Below are 20965 nucleotides of genomic sequence, written 5' to 3'. Positions count from 1 at the left end.
CTGGAACGCGGAACAGGGGCCCCTTTGGGGATGTGACCGTGCAGGCGCACATAAGCACGCGGTTGACTCCGGCGCCGCATCCCGCTGCGGGGTCGCATCTATTGTCTAGAGCCAACGAAACCTGCTCCGCCCTCCGCGGGCGCGCCAAGATGGGGGTGGGGTAACCATTCCCCATTTCCCCATTCCCCATGCTCCAGGTTGACAGTCCGCGCGCCACCTGTTGGGAGCAAATAGAACTGTCCGGTGTTGTAGCAAGTTAATTGTCCGCTTTCTGCGCTGTACCGGGAAGCCCGCCGCCGCTACGCTCCGGCGGGCTTCCCGGCGCTGTACGTTAACGTTACGCGGCGGCCTTGAGTTCGCCGCATGCCAGCGGTAGTATGAACAATCATGAGCTATCGAGAACGCATCGTTATTGACCCGGCCGTTCGCAGCGGCAAGCCTTGCTTCAAGGGCACCCGCATTACGGTGTACGACATCCTGGAATATCTCGCCGGCGGCATGTCGCAGGACGATATCCTGCGGGATTTTCCCTCCCTGTCGCAGGAAGATATCCGCGCCGCCCTTGAGTTTGCGGCCGACCGGGAACGCAAGCTTGCGGCCCCGATTACTGGGTGAAGCTGCTTTTCGATGAAAACCTCAGCCCGCGGCTCATAGAGCTTCTCGCGGCTGATTTCCCGGCCAGTACCCACGTCGAGCACCTTGACATGCGCGGCGCGGTGGATATCGCGATCTGGTCTTACGCGCGCGATCATGGCTACATGATCGTGTCCAAGGACAACGACTTCCGGCAATACGCGTTCTCTATGGGCCGCCGCCGAAGGTTCTCTGGCTGGCTGTCGGCAACGCAGGAACTGCAGCCATAGCACGCTTGGTCTCCAGCAGGATCGCGAAGATTCGGGCGTTTGATGAAGACCCGGAACTGAGCCTGTTACCCCTCGATCTGAAACAATAATTCTGATAAATGGCGAGACCACACCAACGGCTGGATGCATGGCAGGAAGCCATGCGGCTGGTAAAGACCGTTTACTCGGTCACGCAGACGCCGTGCGACCACCCCTGCACTTTGTGCTTCCCCTCCTCGACGAGGAGGGGAGGGAGCGATAGCGGAAGGGGTGGTCATCCCCTGTTGAGATAGCTTCTACTCATTTCCGAGGACCTGGGCTATCTGAAACAACGGGAAGTGTTTGAGCTGCTTGAAAGGGTAGTCAAGCTGGTTACTGGATTACACCGCAAAGCCGTCAGTTCATCCGAAAAATAGCTTACCATTCCCCATTTACCATTTACCATTTACCATTTACCATTCACCATTCACCATTCACCCATCACTCATCACCCATTCCCCATCACGCCTTAGCGGGACAGCTTTCGAAGGGGGATTGTGTGTCATACCTAAAACGGTATAAAATCACTGTTTGAAGACCGCGCCACGGATCGAACAACCCGTTCACTGGGTCGGGGCCTCGAAAAAGGATCTGCTGCGTTTCCCCGAGGATGTAGTTGACGACATCGGCTACGCCCTCGGCGTAGTGCAGCAGGGCAGTATCCCGCCGTCATCCAAGCCATGGAAAGGCGAAGGGCCGGGCGTCCTAGAAATCGTTGAAGATTTTCGGGGAAATGCGTATCGAGCGGTCTATACAGTACGGTTCCAGATGGCGATGTACATCTTGCACTGTTTTCAGAAAAAATCGCCCTCCGGCATCCGTACCGCGAAGACTGACGTTGAACTTATCCGTGACCGCCTGAAGGCGGCGCGGAAAGACTATGAGGTGCGCTATGGCAAAAAAGCATGATTCTGTTGATCCTGGCACGGGCGACGTATTTATTGATCTGGGGTTTCGCGATGCCGGCGAACGCAAGCTCAAGGTACAGCTCGCGATGCGGGTCAATGAGTTCATCAAGGAGCATGGGCTTACCCAGGCAAAGGCGGCCGCGATCTTCGGTATTCCGCAGCCCCATGTGTCGGACCTGATGAATTACAAGCTGAACCGGTTTTCGTCGGAGCGGTTGATGTATTTCATGACGCTGCTCGACCGGGACGTAGAAATCATCATCCGGCCCAAGGCTACCGACCATCCGCTGGGATCGGTTTCGGTGTTGGTCACTATATAGAGATGTTCAGGGAATAGGAAATAGGGAAAAGAGGCGGTCAAAGCATCGCCGGAACCATTCACCATTTCCCATTCCCAATTTCCCTTCACCAAAATGCCTCGCATTTTGCTCACTGGAAAGAACGGCCAAGTTGGCTGGGAGTTGCAACGGATGCTCGGCGCGCTCGGCGAGGTAATCGCCCTGGGCCGTGAGGAAATGAATCTGGCAAACTCGGACGCCATCAGGGCGCGCATCCGAGAAATCACGCCCGATATCATCGTCAACGCCGCGGCTTATACCGCAGTGGACAAGGCCGAGTCAGAGCCGGATCTTGCAATGGCAATCAACGGTACCGCCCCCGGCATCATGGCGGAAGAGGCAAGACGCCTCGGCGCGCTGCTCGTGCATTACTCCACCGATTACGTGTTCGACGGCGCGAAAACCACACCGTATACCGAGGAAGACACACCCAACCCGCTCAACGTGTACGGCAAAACCAAGCTCGCGGGAGAACGGGCGATTCAGGCGTCGGGCGCGCCATATTTGATTTTGCGGACCAGCTGGGTATACAGCGCACGTGGAAAAAATTTCCTTCTCACGATACTGCGGCTTGCGGCCGAGCGCCCCGAGCTTAAAGTAGTCGGCGATCAGCAGGGCGCACCCACCTGGGCACGCGATATCGCCGAAACAACAGCACGAGTCCTCGATGAGACGAAAGAAAGGTCCGGTTTATTTCATTTGAGTGCTTCAGGCACAACAAGCTGGTTTAGTTTTGCAACTGAAATACTGCGCATCTCAGGCCAGGCCATACCCGTCCGCTCGATTCCTTCTTCAGAATACCCCTCTCCGGCTGCGCGCCCGGCAAATTCAGTGCTTGATAACACCAAATTCATGACAAGTTTCGGGCTCGAGTTGCCGGCATGGCAATCATCATTGAAGCAATGCCTGGCCGAGTACGGCCATGTGCATGCTGCGTGAATGCATAACCGCGCTGTTTTTCTGCGGTCACGGCCGGCCGCTGCGCACGCTCAATGTGCAGGATGCGCTCGACGCCCATGTGTTGAGAATTTGAAAATCGGCTGCGCAAGGCCGCCGACAGCGGCTTGAAAACCACCTTTCGCATGCAGGGTAAAAGCTTTAACAGCTTGTTTTGTAAAGATTGCAAGTATATATTTATATGTCTATCGGGGCCATGGAATGACCAACAAGCCAAACCATTGGCAATAGCGGAGCACTTCGCATGACCCACACCCCAACAGCGATCAACCCCCACGCCGCCCAACCTACATCCCTCGTGGCACTGGCCAAAAGTCTCTGGCGCAACCGCGGTTTGATTTGGCAAATGACCCGCCGCGAAGTGGTCGGGCGCTACAAGGGCTCTCTGATGGGCCTGTTATGGTCTTTTCTCAACCCTGTGTTCATGCTGGTGGTGTTCACCTTCGTTTTCTCGGTCGTGTTCAAAGCCCGCTGGGGAGTGGGTGAGGAGGAAACCAAGACCCAGTTTGCCGTGGTGCTCTTTGTCGGCATGATCGTGCACGGCCTGTTTGCCGAAGTGCTCAACCGCGCCCCCGTCCTGATTCTAGGCAATGTCAACTACGTCAAAAAAGTCGTCTTCCCGCTGGAGATCTTGCCCGCCATAAGCATGGGTACGGCGCTGTTCCACAGCCTGGTCAGCCTGCTGGTGCTGCTCATCGCCTTTGTCATCTTCAACGGCTACCTGCACTGGACGGCCATCTTCACCCCGCTAGTGCTGCTGCCGCTGGTAATCCTCACCCTCGGCCTGGCCTGGATCTTTGCCTCGCTGGGTGTATTCATCCGCGATATTAGCCAAACCATCGGCATCGTCACAACTGTGATGTTGTTTCTATCCCCCGTGTTTTTCCCCGTTACCGCCCTGCCGGAGAAATACCGCCCTCTCATCATGGCCAACCCGCTCACCTTCATCATCGAGCAAGCGCGTGAGGTGCTTATCTGGGGCCACCTGCCCGAATGGTCTGGTTTGGCTATCTACACCTTGGCGGCTACTGCCGTAGCCTGGGCAGGCTACGCCTGGTTCCAAAAAACCAGAAAGGGGTTTGCCGATGTCCTCTAACCAGAACAATTCTACTCCTCCCCTAGGAGAGGGGCCGGGAGTGAAGACTGCTACGGACAATATTGCTATCCGTGTAAGCAACCTCAGCAAGTGCTACCACCTTTACGATGCACCGCGTGATCGCCTCAAGCAGTTTGTTGCGCCCCGGCTCCAACGCCTGACCGGGCAAGCATCCAAGCAATACTTCCGCGAGTTCTGGGCGCTCAAAGATGTCTCTTTTGAAGTGAAGAAGAGCGAGACGGTTGGCATCATCGGGCGCAACGGCTCGGGCAAGTCCACCCTGCTGCAAATCATCTGCGGCACGCTTCACCCCAGTGCAGGCCATATTGAGGTAAACGGCCGCGTTGCCGCGTTGCTCGAACTCGGGTCTGGCTTTAATTCTGAGTTCACTGGGCGGGAAAACGTTTTCATGAATGCAGGTGTATTGGGGCTGTCTCGCCGGCAGACCGACGCTAGATTTGCCGACATAGAGGCGTTCGCGGATATTGGTGACTTCATTGAACAGCCGGTTAAGACCTACTCCAGCGGCATGATGGTGCGATTGGCGTTTGCCGTCATTGCGCATGTAGATGCGGATATATTGGTGATTGATGAAGCGCTGGCAGTGGGGGATGCGTTCTTTACCCAAAAGTGCATGCGTTTTTTGCGCAACTTTATGAAAACCGGAACAGTGCTGTTTGTGAGTCATGACACAGGCAGCATTAAAAATCTGTGCAACTATGCCGTGTGGCTTGAGAAGGGGCAGGTGTTACAGGAAGGCGCGCCCAAGGAGGTGTGTGAACTTTACCTTGAGGCATTTTACGAAGCACAGCAAGGCAAGAGCAGCACAACCAAGCTCAGAGCATTCAAGAAACCAGACGATTCACCTCCAATTAAAGATCAGCGGCTGGAGTTCATTAACACCAGTAATTTGCGCAATGATTTGCAGATATTTAAATTCGACCCAGACGCAGCGTCCTTTGGAAAGGGTGGGGCGCAAATTCACGATGTTCGTCTTCTGGATGAAAACGAACATCCACTTGCTTGGATTGTAGGCGGAGAAAAAGTCACGCTGCGGGTGATTGTTCACACATATAAAGATCTCGATTCCCCTATCGTCGGCTTTTTTGTCAAAGATCGTCTAGGGCAAGCTTTGTTTGGGGACAACACGTTCTTAACTTACAGAGAACAGCCCTTTATTTGTGAGGAAGGAAAAGAGCTTCAAGCAGACTTTGTTTTTTATATGCCGCTGCTTCCCTCTGGCGAATACAGCATCACGATTGCCATAGCCAACGGCACCCAAGAACTACACGAGCAGCACCATTGGATACACGATGCCGTTTTGTTTAAATCAGAATCGAGCAGTGTTGCATCCGGTCTGATAGGCATTCCAATGCTCGAAGTAAAGCTACAAACTTTAGAAACGATGACATGATCGCAAACAGTTTAATTACAGCAGCATCATTTACCCCGAATTTGCTTCAATTTCCGAATGCTTGGGTTGGGCATTTGCCCTTTTCGGCTTGGGTGATGCAAGAGATCTCACCAAAGATTTTTGTCGAACTTGGCACACATACTGGCAATTCTTATTTCTCATTCTGCCAATCAGTTGTCGAGGCTGGCATTTCATCAAAATGTTATGCCGTTGACACATGGCAGGGCGATGAGCATGCCGGTCAATATACGGATGAGATTTTCGCTAAAGTTAATGCGCATAATCAGGAACACTATGCGGATTTTTCTCGTTTGTTGCGGATGACTTTTGGTGATGCACTATCGTATTTTACGGATGAATCGATAGAATTGCTGCACATTGATGGATTGCACACTTACGAAGCCGTCTCCCATGATTTTGAAACATGGCTGCCCAAACTTGCACCCGGCGCTGTTGTCATGTTTCATGACACCAATGTTCGAGAGCGCAATTTCGGCGTGTGGAAACTCTGGGGAGCGCTACAAGCTCGCTATCCGAATAATCTAGAGTTTGTGCATTCTCACGGGCTTGGGGTGTTGCAACTGAATAACGCGCCAGATAATAAAAAGCTGGAATGGCTTCAACCCAGCTCACCCGAAAAGCAAAGATTGATAAATTACTTTGCCGCGCTCGGCTCACGGCAATTGGAACGTTTTGAGTTAAACGAACTAAAGCAGCACGCTGCCAGCCTCAACCAGGCCGTAGTCGAGCGCGACGGGCAGATCGCCAGCCTCAACCAGGCCGTAGCCGAGCGCGACGGACAGATCGAGCGCATCCTGAGTTCCACCAGCTGGAAGATGTCCGCGCCGATACGCTGGGTAGACTACTGCATCCGGCGAGTCCGCAAACTGATCGCATGTCTTGCACCCCTATGGCATGACCCGCGCAAGATCCCATCCACGGTGATCCGCATGCGCTACGCGTGGGATCGGGGCGGGATGTTGGCGGTCAAGCAGCTGTTGCTTCAGCTTCCGATCGAAGTCAGCTTCAACGATGTTTGGCTCCAGTACCGGCAGACATTCACGCCCGATGTCGAGGCGGACATCCGGGAGCGTATCGGAGGGATGGAAGGACGTCCGCTGATTTCCATCCTGATGCCGGTCTACAACACGCCTGAGGGGGTGTTGAGGAAGACGATCGAGTCGGTTCTGGCTCAGCTTTATCCCGACTGGGAGCTGTGCGCCGTCGACGATGCGTCTCCCCAACCCCAGGTACGCCGCATCCTGGAGGAATTCTCCGCCAGGGATAGCCGCATACGGGTGGAATTCGGTGAGCGCAATGGCGGCATTGCGCGCGCGACCAATCGTGCCCTGGCCATGGCAAGGGGGGCGTTCGTGGCGCTGCTGGACCATGACGACGTGCTGGAGAAGCAGGCCTTATTCCGCCTGGCGGAAAGCATTCTGGCCGACGATCCAGACATGATCTATTCCGATGAGGCGATACTGTCGGAAGATGGCGTGGAAGTCATCAATCACGTCTATCGCCCAGCCTTTTCTCCGGAGCGGCTGCGCTCCTGCCCTTACATCGTGCACCTTGTAGCCTTCAGAACAGATTTGCTGCGGGAAATCGGCGGTATGGACGCTTCCCTGTCCATTTCCCAGGATTACGACCTGATTTTGCGGGCGAGCGAGAAAGCGCGCGCTATCGTGCATATCCCAGAGATCCTTTACCTGTGGCGGCAGCGCAAGAGTTCAACCGGCCACAAGATGAAAGGGGAGGTGATGGAGACTTCCCGCCAGGCGCTGGCGCGGCATCTGGAGCGTTGCGGCGAGCGGGGGGAGGTCAGGGATGGCTTGCTGTTCAACTATTACGAAGTGCGTTACCCGATTGAGCCCGGCCAGCGTGTGGCCATCATCATTCCGACCAAGAATCACAGGGAACTGGTGCGGCAGTGCGTGGAAAGCATTGAATGCACCGTGAGCGGGGTGCCCTACGATATCGTGGTCATTGACCATGCTTCCACCGATCCGGAATCGCTGGCATATTTCCGCCAGCTGAGTGACAGGCATCGACTGTTGAGGTACGAGGGGCCGTTCAATTTCTCGTCCATCAACAATTGGGCAGTGGCGCAGCTGGATGGGGAATATACCCATTATCTGTTCTGCAACAACGATATCGAGACGACCGAAACAGGCTGGCTGGAACGGATGATGGAACTGTGCCAGAAACCGGATGTGGGGATGGTGGGGGCGAAACTGTTCTATCCGGACGGAAGGACATTCCAGCATGCGGGTGTTTGCGTGGGCATGGGTGGAATCGCGGAACACTACGCGAAGTTCATGGACGCCCGGCTCCCCAACGGCGGCATCCACCCCGGCTATCACGGGACTTTGATTGCCAACCACGAGGTTTCCGCCGTAACCGCCGCGTGTGCCTTGATGCGGCGTGACGCCTTTGAACGCATCGGCGGTTTCGACGAGGCCATCGCGGTGGGTTTCGGTGACGTGGATCTGTGCCTGAGAACCCTGGAAGCGGGCTACCGCATCCTGTTCTGCCCCCATGCATCCTTGATTCACCATGAATCCTATACCCGGGGCAAGAATGATCCTCATCCAGAAGATTCGGCCTTGTTCACCAAGAAATGGCGCAAATTCCTGGATCAGGGAGATCCCTACTACAACCCGAACCTGACCATCTACAGCACCAAGTGGGAAATCAGACTGCCCATGGAATTCAACCCGCATATCGGCAGGAGGGTGATTCACCGTCAGCCCTCCACCCAAGGCTTAGCACGGGCATCACGCCAGAAAAGAGGAAGCGATGTCTGCTATTGCTGTTGAAAACATCCGGATCGGCGTGAATGCGCCTCTTAGGCTGCATGTTGACCGCGCCGAGCTGCGTGCCGCCAACTGGGTCTGCATCGAAGGGTGGCTGGCCGACTGGCCGCGGGGCGAAATGGCGGTCGAATCCGGCTGGCGCGATGCCTATTGCGTCCTGTCCGAGCGTCCGGACGTGTGTCAGGCGCTGGGTAAAACACCCGATCTGGCCTATGGCGTCGCCCTGCACTTGCTGACGCCCGACCCTCGGGGAGAGCGCCAGCTTGCCGTGGCCTTGAAGCGGGATGGGGTTGTTTTCGCCCATCTGCGCTTCGATCTGCCCTCCATCAAATTGCCGGCGCTACCCTTCGCTACGCATGCTGCCATCGAGTTGACCCAAAACCTGTACCGCGATCCGGTCAACGGCAAGGGGATAGCGGAGAGCGATCAGGTCAGGCGGCTTGCCAGCGGCGTGATTGCGCCCCGGGATATGCCGCTGCAGTTCGACAATACCCGCATCGGCAACTATCACCCGGATATTCTGGAGATTCTGGAACGACCGGGCGCGCTCGCGCTCGATATCGGCTGCGGCCTGCGCGACAGGGTTTTCGACAACATGGTGACGCAGGATGTCTATCCCACGCCCACCGCGACGCTGATCACTGATCCGCATGATACCCGGCTGCCTTTTGCGGATGTAACCTTCGATCTGGTCATTCTCGATAGCGTCCTGGAGCATGTTTCCGATCCCGTGGCCCTTCTGGCGGAGGGCGCGCGTGTGCTCAAGCCCGGCGGCCGGATATTCGGGGATGCGCCTTTTCTTCAGCCGCTGCACCTAGCGCCGCACCACTATTTTAACTTTACCCCTTATGGCTTGGGCGTGGTGGCGGAGAAGGCCGGACTGGCCCTGGAATACGCGGTTGCCGAAGCCCACCAGCGTCCGGAGTTCAGCCTGGAATGGCTGCTGCGCCGGACGTTTGAGCTGGTTTCTCCAGCCGAGGCGGCCCGTCTGAAAGCCATGACCCTGGAAGGATTTTTTTTCGAGTTGGGGCGCAACAAGGAGATGATTGCCTATCCGCCGGAGGGGGTGACCGAACTGGCGGCGGGCTACCGTTTCCATATGGTCAAACAATTATCTTGAGGCAATGAATGCGCATGGGTGTGCGGCGATTGTTGCCTGTGTTGCCGGTAAATAATTTAGGAATGTTGGAAGTTTAGGAATGAGCCTCTTGCAAAATTATTCTTGATTAGCCCCCTACTTCAGCAGGTTCACGTAATGAGCCTGTAGGGGTGTAAAAATGAGCGCATCTTTGCTGAGGAGATGCGAAATGTCGATTAACCAAGTGCAGTTTCAGAAGGGTCTTTCGATGGTGAAGTTCATGGAGCGGTACGGAACCGAGGAGAAGTGCCACGCGGCGCTGGTCGCCTCGCGCTGGCCGGAACGGTTCCGCTGTCCGTGCTGCGGAGATGAACGCCATAGCACCTTCGTCCGTGAGAAGCGGTCGTACTGGCAGTGCCACCGCTGCCGGCACCAAACCACGGTCACGGCTGGAACGATCTTTGAGGCCACCAAGCTGCCGCTCACGCGCTGGTTCCTCGCCATGCACCTGATGACCCAGGCCAAGAATAACGTCTCCGCCCCATGGAACTCAAGCGCCACCTTGGCGGCTACTGCCGTGGCCTGGGCAGGCTACGCCTGGTTCCAAAAAACCAGAAAGGGCTTTGCCGATGTCCTCTAACATTAATAAAGCCCCCTCTCCCCTCGCGGGAGAGGGTTGGGGTGAGGGGGCGCAGTTAGCGACCAGCTCTGCCGATAACACCGCCATCCGAGTAAGCAACCTCAGCAAGTGCTACCAGATGTATGATGCCCCGCGTGATCGGCTCAAGCAGTTTGTTGCGCCCCGCCTCCAACGCCTGACCGGGCAAGCATCCAAGCAATACTTCCGCGAGTTCTGGGCACTCAAAGACGTATCGTTTGAAATCAAAAAGGGCGAAACCGTCGGCATCATCGGCCGCAACGGCAGTGGCAAGAGCACGTTGCTACAAATTCTGGCTGGAACCCTGGCGCCGACGAGCGGTGAGGTAAATATTAACGGCCGCGTCGCCGCGCTGCTGGAACTTGGAAGCGGCTTCAACCCGGATTTTACTGGGCGCGAAAATGTCTTTTTGAATGGACAGATTCTCGGGCTCAGCCAAAAAGAAATCGAGTCGCGGTACGGCAAGATTGTTGAATTTGCCGACATTGGCGAGTTCATTGATCAGCCCGTCAAGACCTACTCCAGCGGCATGTTCGTGCGTCTTGCCTTTGCTGTTCAGGCGCATGTTGATGCGTCTATTGTCCTGATTGACGAGGCTCTGGCGGTGGGGGATGTTTTTTTTCGGCAGAAGTGCTACACCCGTTTGGAGCAGCTACGAAAATCGGGAGCAGCGATTCTGCTTGTCTCCCATTCGATGCCGGACATCGAACAATACTGTGAAAGGGCCATCTTGCTGGATCATGGTGTGTCGCGATTCAGCGGACCGGCGTCCGAAGCTACCAAGCACTATTACCTGTTGCATCAAGCGGAGAGTAGCAAAGTCCCATCTCAAGTGCGTGTTCCGGTGAATGAGCCACGGCAAACTCCGATCAGGCCCGTTATCGAACGTCCTCCTGCCGAAGCCTTTCTCGATCTGTCGGGCAAATCTCAAGTGAGCAACGGCCAAGCGCGTTGCACTGGCATTGCCTTGTGCAATGCCAGTGGCGATTCGTGCAATGTTTTTCGACAGGGCGATACGGCGCTCTTCTACTATGAGTTCGAGCTGAATGAGGATATCGGTGTGCCCATCTGCGGCATTGTCATTTCGAATGAACGCGGTGTCATCGTTCACGGAAAACACAGTTGGCAATACGGTGACGATGTTCCAGCAAGCTTGGGGCCGGGTACCAAAGTGGCGTGCTGGCAGGAAGTAGAATTAGATTTGGGACCTGGACAGTACGTTTTTGAGGTCGGCTTGGCATCTGTATCGATGATAGATTGGAAAAATCGGGAATCCATTTCGCACGAAGAAACGTCGTCTTGCTTCATTCGCATATGCCATATTGCCAAAGTTGGCTCCTTTTCTGTTGGGCTGGCAGTGAAAAATGGGGTTTCAGTGCTAACGCATCATGGGATTGCCAACCTTCCGGGGAAGATGAAGATGGCCGCACTTGCACAAAATTCGGGATATCCTCTGATACTTAATAAGACACGCAGTTAGGATTATGACAATTGAACGACTCTGGCCCGTCCCGGAAGCTTTTCTAGACATTGCCATGGTAGAGGAGGTAACCGATGGCCGGGCGCGCTGCACCAGCGTTGCGATCTGCGATGCTGAAGGCAACCCACTTCGATCTTTTTACCAAGGCCAGGCGGCACATTTCTTTTATGAGTTCGAGATACTCGACAAGATCGGGGTTCCGTGTGGTGGGCTTGAGTTCCACAACAGCAGCGGCCTTGTGATCCACGGCAAGAATAGCTTTCAGTACGATGTTGAATTGCCGCGATCGGCTGAGTCGGGGCAGCGTCTGCGCTACCATCAGGTAATCCACCTAGATGTAGGCCCCGGTTACTACTGGTTCACAGTGGGATTCGCGTCGACCGATGAGGTTTCATACCAAAACTACTCTTCCGGCGCGATCGGCCATGAACAGTTTGCCCCACTGGTGCATTGTCGGGTTGTCGATGTAGCATCGTTTATAGTGCAGTTCGATGAGCAAGGTAAATTGCGTCATCATGGAGTTGCTAATCTCCAGGGCCATGCCCAACTCACAGTGATACCCTCCACAGTTGGTTCATCAGTGCAGCATCGGAAACGTGAGAGTGCTGAGGAGAAAAAGACGACAATTATTCACGTTACCCACTGGAAGGCGGGCTCGCAGTGGATTCATCGAATACTCAACGAGTGCGTACCCGATCTCGTAGTGACACCGCGGCTGAATCAAACCCAATTCTTGACTTCGCCAATTCAGCTTGGGAAAGTGTATCCGACTGTGTACGTTACCAAAGCGCAGTTTGATCGCACGCATTTGCCGCCGAATACGCGCCGCTTCGTTGTCATTCGCGATCTGCGCGACACTCTGGTTTCGGCATACTTCAGCATGAAAATCAGCCATCCGGCCCTTGAAAGCGGACCTCCACATCTGCGCACAGTGCTTCAATCGCTTAGCCAAGAAGATGGCATGCTATATATGATTGAAGAGTGGTTACCTCCATGTGCTGACATCCAAACTTCTTGGCTTGAAGCAGATGAGCCTTTGATTCGCTATGAGGATCTGCTTGAGCACGATTTGGCGATCCTGGAGGCGGTGCTGTTAGACCGCTGCCAGCTACCGGTCGCGCGCGCGTCTTAGGCAGGCGGTCATAGCTAATCGATTTGAAAAAGTGACAGCCGGGCGCGCACGGGGAAATGAGAATGTGCAGGCCCATGAACGCAAAGGCGTGGCTGGCGACTGGCAGAACTACTTCAGCAAGCGTGTCAAAGAGGCATTCAAGAATCGTTATGGCGGCTTGCTCGTTGCAACCGGTTATGAGCGTGATTTGGATTGGTAATTCGATGGTTTTCCGAGCGCGGCAAATGCGGCATACGTGTATAGAGACAGGGCTGTAAGCACGAACGCTTGGCACAAGCATATTACTCGGCTTTATACTACCGAGCAGGTTCTGCGAGCTTATGATCGCGTCGCCGAACTCTATCCCCACATCCCGCCCCTCAGTCACTGGCGCGCATGGGAATATGCGGATTATCAGGATTAATTAGATCGATGGCCGCATCCTTTATCTTGATGCGGTGATGGTGTGGCGGGTTTGTCAGGAAATTTTGAGTTTAACTTTGCCCAATGTATTGAGAGTGTGTCGTGAGCAAGAGTATCGGTGCCAATACTGAAGTCCGAGGTACCCTGGAGGTGCGTATGGAAGGGGGATCAATCGTTGTTGGAAACGATTGTCTCATCGAAGGCTGTGTTGTTTGTGAAAACGAAACAAGCCAAATCTATATTGGGGATAATGTCTGCATAGGCGGATCAACTGTTGTTGATTGTGCGGGCTCAATAACCATTGAGGATGATGTTCTGATTTCATATCACGTCGTGATCTCGGATACCGATGGTCACAGCACAAAGTTGAGCGTTAGACGAAAAGACCTACAAGATTTTCGGAAAGGGAATGTAGATTGGAGTGTCATTCCGATCAGAGGCGTAACAATTAGACGTGGCGCCTGGATCGGGGCGCGATCAATCATCTTGAAGGGGGTTACCGTAGGTGAAGGGGCGATCGTGGGTGCTGGTTCGGTGGTGACACACGATGTCCCTGCTTGGCATGTAGTTGCGGGTAACCCGGCGCGCGTCATTAGGAAGATTGAGGAGTCCGAGCGTTGAGTATCTGTTGGTGTGGCAACACCGATTTGCAGCCCTTTGGCCCTGAGTACGGCGAATGCCGGGTCTGTGGAACGCTGGTGTCGCAAAAAGGGTTATCTAGCACTGAATTGCTGGTCAATGACGATAAGCATGATTTTTATGGAAAGCAATATTGGCTTGGTCATCAGAAGCAGGACCTTGGCTTCCCCGACATCTACAACCGTGCTCGCAACGACCTGACTGAGCGCAACCTGCACTGGCTAAAGGCGCTGTTGAAGTACCGTTTGCCGCCGGCGGATGTGCTGGAACCCGGCTGCGCCCACGGCAGCTTTATCGCCTTGATGCGGCAGGCGGGTTATCAGGCTGCAGGCGTCGAGATGAGTCCGTGGGTGGTTGCCTTCGGACAGGAAATTTTTGGCATTCCGGTGCGCACCGGCCCGGTCGAATCCCTCGATGTGGCCCCCGCCAGTCTGAATGTCATCGCCCTCATGGATGTGCTGGAACATTTGCCAGACCCGACGGCAACGATGCGCCACTGCCTGGAACTGCTCAAGCCGAAAGGTTTGTTGTTGATCCAGACCCCGCAGTTCAAGGAAGGAATGCGCCACAAGGGACTGGTCAAGTCGAAGCACACATTCTTGGATCAACTGAAGTCGGATGAGCACCTTTACCTCTTCAGCGAGCGGTCGGTGACGGAGTTCTTCCGGCGGCTCGGCGCCGAACATATTCGTTTCGAGCCCGCCATTTTCGCCCACTACGACATGTTTTTTGCGGTCAGCCGGGCGCCGCTCAAGGCCCATAAGCCCGAGGAAATTGAATCGGCGCTACTAGCAACTCCAAACGGGCGCCTTGCTTTGGCGATGCTCGATTTGCGCGAACGCGAGCTAAATTTAGCTCGGAAGTGTGAAGAGTCGGAGATCGATCGAGTGGCGCGGGGCGAGCAGATCGAGTCACTGACGGCGATGCTTCGAGAGTCGGAGGCGGACCGTGCAGCGCGGAGCGAGCAGATCGAGTCGCTGACGGTGATGTTGAAGGAGTCGGAGTCGGACCGGGCCGAGCGCGCCAAGCAGATTGCATCGCTCACGGCAATGCTCAAAGAATCCGAGGCCGACCGAGCCAAGCGCGCCAAGCAGATCGAGGCGCTGACGGTGATGTTGAAGGAGTCGGAGACGGACCGTGCGGCGCGGAGCGAGCAGATCGAGTCGCTGACGGTGATGCTGAAAGAATCGGAGTCGGACCGTGCGGCGCGGAGCGAGCAGATCGAATCGCTGTCGGTGATGCTGAAGGAATCGGAGACCGATCGTGCGGCGCGGGGTGAGCAGATCGAATCGCTGTCGGTGATGCTGAAGGAATCGGAGACCGATCGTGCGGCGCGGAGCGAGCAGATCGAATCGCTATCGGTGATGCTGAAGACATCGGAGGCCGATCGAGCCGAACGCGCCAAGCAGATCGAATCGCTATCGGTGATGCTGAAGACATCGGAGGCCGATCGAGCCGAACGCGCCAAGCAGATTGCATCGCTCACGGCAATGCTCAAAGAATCCGAGGCAGACCGAGCCGAACGCGCCAAGCAGATTGCATCGCTCACGGCAATGCTCAAAGAATCCGAGGCAGACCGAGCCAAGCGCGCTAAGCAGATCGAGTCGCTGTCGGTGTTGCTGAAGGAATCGGAGACGGACCGGGCCAAGCGCGCTGAGCAGATCGAGGCGCTGACGGGGATGCTGAAGGAATCGGAGTCTGACCGAGCGGCGCGCGGGGAGCAGATCGAATCGCTATCGGTGATGCTGAAGACATCGGAGGCCGATCGAGCCGAACGCGCCAAGCAGATCGAGGCGCTGACGGGGATGCTGAAGGAATCGGAGTCTGACCGTGTGGCGCGCGGGGAGCAGATCGAGTCGCTGACGGGGATGCTGAAGGAATCGGAGACCGATCGTGCGGCGCGGAGCGAGCAGATCGAGGCGCTGACGGAAGATTTGCGCGCTTTGTTCTCCCGCCCGGCGTTCCGTTGGCTGACTAGATTTGCAAGTTGGCCCGAAGTGAAGAAATTGGCAGAACAGTTTGGAACACCGAATTTTGGAATGAATAAATCGCTCAGGACCATCGCTGTGGATTTAACCCCCGTTCTCCCCGGCGGGGAGAACGGGGGTGCGAAGATTTTCGTACTCGAATTGCTGCGCCGGTTGGCCGAAATGGCGCCCCAGACCCAATTCGTGCTGCTCACGCAAGCCGCCTCGCACGAAGAACTGGCTGCATTGGAACGCACGAACATGCGGCGCCTTATGGTCGTCGGTCCCGTAGTAACGAACTCCCTTCGGCCGCTTCTGCTGGGCCTGGCCTCCCGTGTGCTACCCCATTTGCCCACCAGGCTGAGGAGCGCCGTTAGCCGCCTGGGTTACAGCTTGAACGCGGCGCTGAAGCGTAGCGGTTCCGGCGCGCTGTTGCGCGACATGGGCGCCGATCTGCTCTTCTGCCCCTTTACCGCTCCCACCTATTTCGAACCGGGAATTCCGACTGTCTGCACGATTTACGATCTGCAGTACAAAACCTATCCGGAGTTCTTTGCCGCAGAGGATGTGGCTCACCGCGACCGCATCTTCATCGAAGCTTGCCGCCGAGCAAGTTCCCTAACCGCGATTTCAGATTACTCGCGGGATTCCGCCGTTGCCCACGGTAGCCTTGACCCGGCGCGCATACGCACCATCCACCTTCGCATGGCGCAACGTATCTCGCCTAGAGCCGAGCACGATAAGGCCGTATTGAGCCGCCTTGGCCTCACCCCGCAGCAATACCTGATCTATCCCGCCAATTTTTGGAAGCACAAGAACCACGAAATGCTCCTTACCGCCTTCGGTATGGCTTGTCATGAGGGATTGGCGGCGGATATCAAGCTGGTCTGCACCGGTGCGCCGGGGGCGCGGCAAGAGTGGCTGATGAGTGCAGCCCGCAACATGAACCTGGCCGATCGAGTCCTCTTTCCCGGGTATCTGCCCAACGCAGAGTTGGCAGCATTGATGGCCAATTGCAGTGGCGTGGTGTTCCCCTCGCTTTATGAAGGTTTCGGTTTGCCGGTTATCGAGGCCATGGCCGCAGGCGTTCCGGTGGCGTGCAGCAACACCACATCTCTTCCCGAAGTGGCGGCCGATGCGGCCATACTCTTCGACCCGCGCATTCCCACCCAAATCGCGCAAGCCATGGCCTCCTTGGTGGAAGATGAGGTGCTGCGCGCGCGGCTCATTCAAGCTGGACAACAACGCGCCACTGAGTTCTCGGACGCGGAGCGCATGGCAAGGGAGTATTGGGAGCTCTTTCAGTGCTCGTTGGCCAACGAAAAGCACGAAAACCTGTTGACCGGAGCCTATGCCGATGGCTGGGCCGGCCCCACCCTGAACATACGAGTTGCCCCCGCCGCAAGCGCACAAACCCTTGAGATTGAATTCTCCGCTCCAGAATGGCTGCCGCAGTCCAGGCTCTCGGTTCAAGCCAGCCGTGGCGGAAAGCCTCAAGGTGTGCCGCTTGAACTTGCCCGTGGCGCCAGCGCAGTGTGGTCGCTGCCGTTGGAACCTGCCGGGGGATGCTACGAAGTTAGGATTGCCCCCACTTTCGTTCCCGCACGTTCGGGACATGGTGACGATCAACGCGAGCTCTCGGCGATATTGCAGCGATGCGGCATCGTGCGGGCCGATGGCGAATGTATTGAATTGTTCCCCGAGAAGGTTTCAGCATGAAAGTCAGCATCGTCACCCCTTCCTTTAACCAGGGGCAATTCATTGAACGAACGCTGCAAAGCGTGGCCAACCAGACGGGTGCCGAAATCGAGCACGTGGTCTTCGATGGCGGCAGCATAGACAACACGGTTGAAATACTCAAACGTTTCAGCCCACCGGTGCGTTGGGTATCGGAGAAAGACAAGGGGCAAACTGATGCCGTCAACAAAGGCATCCGCGCCACAGAGGGCGAGATCGTCGGCTGGCTGAACTCCGATGACATCTACTATCCCGGGGCCATCGCCCGCGTTGTGGCGTTCTTCGAAGCTAACCCCGAAATCGATGTGGTGTATGGCATGGCCGACCACATCGACCTGGACGATCACGCTTTCGAGTCTTACCCCACCGAGCCCTGGAGCTTCGAGCGACTGAAAGAAACCTGCTTCATCTGCCAACCGGCGCTGTTCTTCCGGCGGCGGGTAGTGGAAAAACACGGCCTGCTCGACGAATCGCTGATCTACTGCATGGACTACGAATACTGGTTGCGGCTCGGCAAGACCGGGGCGCGCTTTGCTTACCTTGAAGAGAAACTGGCCGGCTCCAGGCTGTACGCCGAAACCAAAACACTGGGTGCCAGAGTGAAGGTGCACAGGGAAATCAACGATATGTTCAAGAGGCTGTTCGGCCGGGTGCCGGATCGGTGGTTGTTTAATTATGCGCATGCGGTGGTGGAGAGCAAGACAAACAGGGGTGAGCGCCCTAGCTGGTTCGTGTGTAGACTCTTGCTATCGTCTCTATGGGCTACTTTTCATTGGAACAGACAGATATCTGATGGTTATCGGAATACTGTTTTGCTCTGGTTCAAGAAATTATTAATCAGAACTTAGAGTATGTCTGTTTCCTATTCTGTTCTTGTTGCTCTTCTGAGCTTTGCCTTTCTATGGGTCTTGGGACTTGCCGTACTTTGCGTGACGGAAAGAAACAATCAAACGCAAGATAGCAGAATGTTGCTTCTTTCGCCGGTAGTCGGTCTTGCCTTAATTTCAATCATCGTCACTTTTGCGACTTTGGCTAACTTGCTAAGTGACCTGTATGCAAAGGCACTTGGCGTAGCCCTCTCCTTGTTGGCGCTATTTGTACTTGCCGTTCAATTTAGGGATTATTCTGTCCCGAACCTCCGAAGAAATGTATGGATAACGCCAGCGATCACTTTTTTAATAGCGGCCGTGATGGGGTTCCTGCCTCTTATCCTCGGAGGGTGGCAATACGCGATCCTGCGGGGAAACGGTTCAGATACGTTTAATTATGTCGCAGTGGCTAATGCGTTCAAGGAATACCCCATCGACTGGATTCTGGGCGCATCGAAGCAACAACTAGCAGTTGTCAGCCCAACCTTATCATTGGTTCAGGAACTTCTCGCCGCCCGATGGACGACATCCGCTGTTCTGGCGTTTTTTTCTTCCTTTTTCAATATTCCGCCAATAGGATTTGAATACGTCTACACCGTGATGTTGTACATGGTGGCCAGTTTTACTTTGGCGGCAGCCCTAGTCATGGTGGGACTGCGGCAGTCATTCGCCGTTGCTCTGGCATTAGCGTTCTGTTTTGGTTTTTGGGGTCAGCTCGTTCTGGATTTGCGAGCGTTTTCTCACATAGCTGCATTGCCTGTTCTTGTCGCTATCATCGGCCAGTTGATAGCCAGACCGATTGGTACTGACGCTTCTTCTCTACATGTGATGGATTGGAAAATAAACGCCATCCTCGTTGCCGCTGTTGTTTTCCAATACCCTGAGATTGTGTTAGCGTTTTTGCCAGGGCTGTTCATTCTTCTTGCGTTGGGCTTGAATCAAGGCGGGCGCTGGAGGCCGCCAAGTGCCGAAACAGTAGGGTACTTCACCCGGCTCGGTGTAGGAGGTGCACTGCTGCTTTCGCCGCTTCTTGCGCATTTGTTCACGTTCACACAATCGCAAGCAAGTTTTGCCATGCAAAAGACATTAGGCTGGAAGACCGCCTACTTTGGCTGGCTAAAAGATCCAATTCGCGGGATCTGGGGCCTTGCGGTTCCGCCAGGAATTGGTCATTTTTTAGATAACGGATATTCAGCGGTTGGTTTTGTAATCGCGGTTTTGCTCGACATCATCATAGCCCGCAGAATCTCCCATCTCGTTCGGTACAAAAATAGACCGTGGTTTTGGGTAGAAGTTGGTATCGCTTCTATGGTCGGGACCGGTGTTGCCGGGGCCGCTTTCCTGATCTCAGTTGGTAATCCGTGGGCCGCCGGCAAGCTGGCGACTTACTTTTCGATTTTGATACCGTTATGGCTTGGCATCATACTTGCCGAAGAATTTGCATCGACTGAGCAAAACCTAAGTTACAAAGGCAAGATAGAGAGGAATTTAACGGCGGCAGTGTTGGTGGCGTGGATCACACTCAATCTGTTTTTTGCTGCCGCACGAATTGTGCATGCAAAGAACGGCACCGATTACGCTGGTTACATCATGCATCATGGAGGGTACCGCCGGGTCAACGCAGCAATTTTTTCGGGGAAACTGATTTCATCATGCCCAGTTGGCGCAACTGTCGCAGTGATTGACCCCCGCCATGGGGCGCGGGAATTTAAAGTGCACTTACTTGAGGGATTGGGTTACAAAGTAAAACTCCCGGGCGTTGGGGTTATCCGTACAAGCGAATTACCTGACAAATTGAGTAGCCTTTCTGCGATTTCTTGTGTGCTCGTTGGTGATGGTCGGTTTAGTACCGTAGGGCAAGAGAAAACTACTCCTTCAATTATTCCCCTTTCTTCATCTTTGGCAGGGGTGATAAGTATCAATGGTGAATATGGACTAGAGTTCGACGCTAGCGGGGGATATGTTTATTTATGGAATTCAGGGCGATCCGTTGAAATTAAGCTGTTTTCCGATAGGGATCGCGAAATTAATCTTGAATTTGAATTGTGTCCGGGAAGAGTTCGAACGGAAGCAAACCCGATAGTTGTATATTTTGGCGATAACCAAAAATCCGTGAAGGTCACCCAATGCACATCGGTAACGCTACCTCAACGCGTCCCCAGTGGGGTTAGTTCGCTTAACATGTCTGTGGAGGATAGCGATAGGACGCCTACGATTATTGGGATGGATACTCGCGATCTTAAGCTATTAGTCAAAGTTTTAGGCTTCAAGTAGGCTTGGGTTTGAATATGATTGCTACAATCTTCTCCAATCTCTTTATTCAAATTATGCTGATGGGAGTTAGCGCTCTAACCACCTATGGCTTAACCTTTTTTCTCGTTAGGCAACTAACGCGTAACAAACACATCTTTCTGCTTTCGTTGATACTGTTACCTCCTGTCTAGTTCTATGGTTTGGGCTGCCCCCGGTTTCACGGACACCTTGTTAAGGTAGGATGATACCTATGGAGGTGTACGATGGAAAGACGGAAATTCAGCCGGGAGTTCAAGCTTGAGGCAGTGAAGCTGGTAAAGGAACGCGGGGTGGCGCTTAC

The 20965-nt window shown here is 54.8% G+C and carries 16 protein-coding genes and 1 pseudogene; all 17 read left to right on the top strand.

Features of this window, described 5'->3' with window-relative positions; all coding sequences use genetic code 11:
- Window positions 1-387 precede the first annotated feature (387 nt).
- Window positions 388-615, top strand: a complete 228-nt coding sequence (locus VHE58_07370; GenBank protein ID HVS27099.1) for a DUF433 domain-containing protein — start codon at window positions 388-390, stop codon at window positions 613-615.
- Window positions 612-863, top strand: a complete 252-nt coding sequence (locus tag VHE58_07365; GenBank protein ID HVS27098.1) for a DUF5615 family PIN-like protein — start codon at window positions 612-614, stop codon at window positions 861-863. The genes VHE58_07370 and VHE58_07365 overlap by 4 nt, the downstream gene beginning before the upstream one ends.
- Window positions 864-1412: 549 nt before the next feature.
- Complete coding sequence (locus tag VHE58_07360; GenBank protein HVS27097.1) at window positions 1413-1790, top strand: type II toxin-antitoxin system RelE/ParE family toxin; 378 nt, start codon at window positions 1413-1415, stop codon at window positions 1788-1790.
- A complete protein-coding gene (locus VHE58_07355) occupies window positions 1774-2109 on the top strand; it encodes a helix-turn-helix transcriptional regulator (GenBank protein HVS27096.1) in 336 nt (111 codons plus the stop codon). Before VHE58_07360 ends, VHE58_07355 begins: the two co-directional genes overlap by 17 nt.
- Before the next feature lie 93 nt (window positions 2110-2202).
- A complete protein-coding gene (gene rfbD, locus VHE58_07350) occupies window positions 2203-3066 on the top strand; it encodes a dTDP-4-dehydrorhamnose reductase (protein HVS27095.1) in 864 nt (287 codons plus the stop codon).
- Window positions 3067-3328: 262 nt separating this feature from the next.
- Window positions 3329-4180 carry an ABC transporter permease gene (locus VHE58_07345; GenBank protein ID HVS27094.1) on the top strand — a complete coding sequence of 284 codons (852 nt, stop codon included), beginning with the start codon at window positions 3329-3331 and terminating at the stop codon, window positions 4178-4180.
- Complete coding sequence (locus tag VHE58_07340) at window positions 4170-5594, top strand: ABC transporter ATP-binding protein (protein ID HVS27093.1); 1425 nt, start codon at window positions 4170-4172, stop codon at window positions 5592-5594. The genes VHE58_07345 and VHE58_07340 overlap by 11 nt, the downstream gene beginning before the upstream one ends.
- Window positions 5591-8413 (top strand): glycosyltransferase, encoded by a 2823-nt coding sequence (locus VHE58_07335; GenBank protein ID HVS27092.1) that lies wholly within the window; start codon window positions 5591-5593, stop codon window positions 8411-8413. Before VHE58_07340 ends, VHE58_07335 begins: the two co-directional genes overlap by 4 nt.
- Window positions 8394-9530, top strand: coding sequence for a methyltransferase domain-containing protein (locus VHE58_07330; GenBank protein ID HVS27091.1), 1137 nt, complete (start codon window positions 8394-8396; stop codon window positions 9528-9530). Before VHE58_07335 ends, VHE58_07330 begins: the two co-directional genes overlap by 20 nt.
- Before the next feature lie 187 nt (window positions 9531-9717).
- A pseudogene (locus VHE58_07325) lies at window positions 9718-10026 on the top strand (IS1595 family transposase).
- 220 nt (window positions 10027-10246) lie between these two features.
- Window positions 10247-11626: an ABC transporter ATP-binding protein gene (locus VHE58_07320; GenBank protein ID HVS27090.1), complete on the top strand. Its 1380-nt coding sequence runs from the start codon at window positions 10247-10249 to the stop codon at window positions 11624-11626.
- A gap of 4 nt (window positions 11627-11630) precedes the next feature.
- Entirely contained in the window at window positions 11631-12758 is a 1128-nt protein-coding gene (locus VHE58_07315) for a Wzt carbohydrate-binding domain-containing protein (protein HVS27089.1), read from the top strand.
- A 64-nt stretch (window positions 12759-12822) separates the two neighbouring features.
- Window positions 12823-12957 carry a hypothetical protein gene (locus VHE58_07310; protein HVS27088.1) on the top strand — a complete coding sequence of 45 codons (135 nt, stop codon included), beginning with the start codon at window positions 12823-12825 and terminating at the stop codon, window positions 12955-12957.
- A gap of 305 nt (window positions 12958-13262) precedes the next feature.
- Complete coding sequence (locus VHE58_07305) at window positions 13263-13781, top strand: acyltransferase (GenBank protein ID HVS27087.1); 519 nt, start codon at window positions 13263-13265, stop codon at window positions 13779-13781.
- A 77-nt stretch (window positions 13782-13858) separates the two neighbouring features.
- Window positions 13859-17485, top strand: coding sequence for a glycosyltransferase (locus VHE58_07300; protein HVS27086.1), 3627 nt, complete (start codon window positions 13859-13861; stop codon window positions 17483-17485).
- Window positions 17482-18351, top strand: coding sequence for a glycosyltransferase family 2 protein (locus VHE58_07295; protein HVS27085.1), 870 nt, complete (start codon window positions 17482-17484; stop codon window positions 18349-18351). Before VHE58_07300 ends, VHE58_07295 begins: the two co-directional genes overlap by 4 nt.
- 3 nt (window positions 18352-18354) lie before the next feature.
- Window positions 18355-20646: a hypothetical protein gene (locus tag VHE58_07290; GenBank protein HVS27084.1), complete on the top strand. Its 2292-nt coding sequence runs from the start codon at window positions 18355-18357 to the stop codon at window positions 20644-20646.
- Window positions 20647-20965: the final 319 nt, after the last annotated feature.

The sequence above is a fragment of the Burkholderiales bacterium genome (genome assembly GCA_035543335.1).
Classification (GTDB): domain Bacteria; phylum Pseudomonadota; class Gammaproteobacteria; order Burkholderiales; family JAHFRG01; genus JAHFRG01.
Note: the sequence above shows the minus strand (reverse complement) of the source record. Positions and strands in the feature narration are given on the sequence as shown.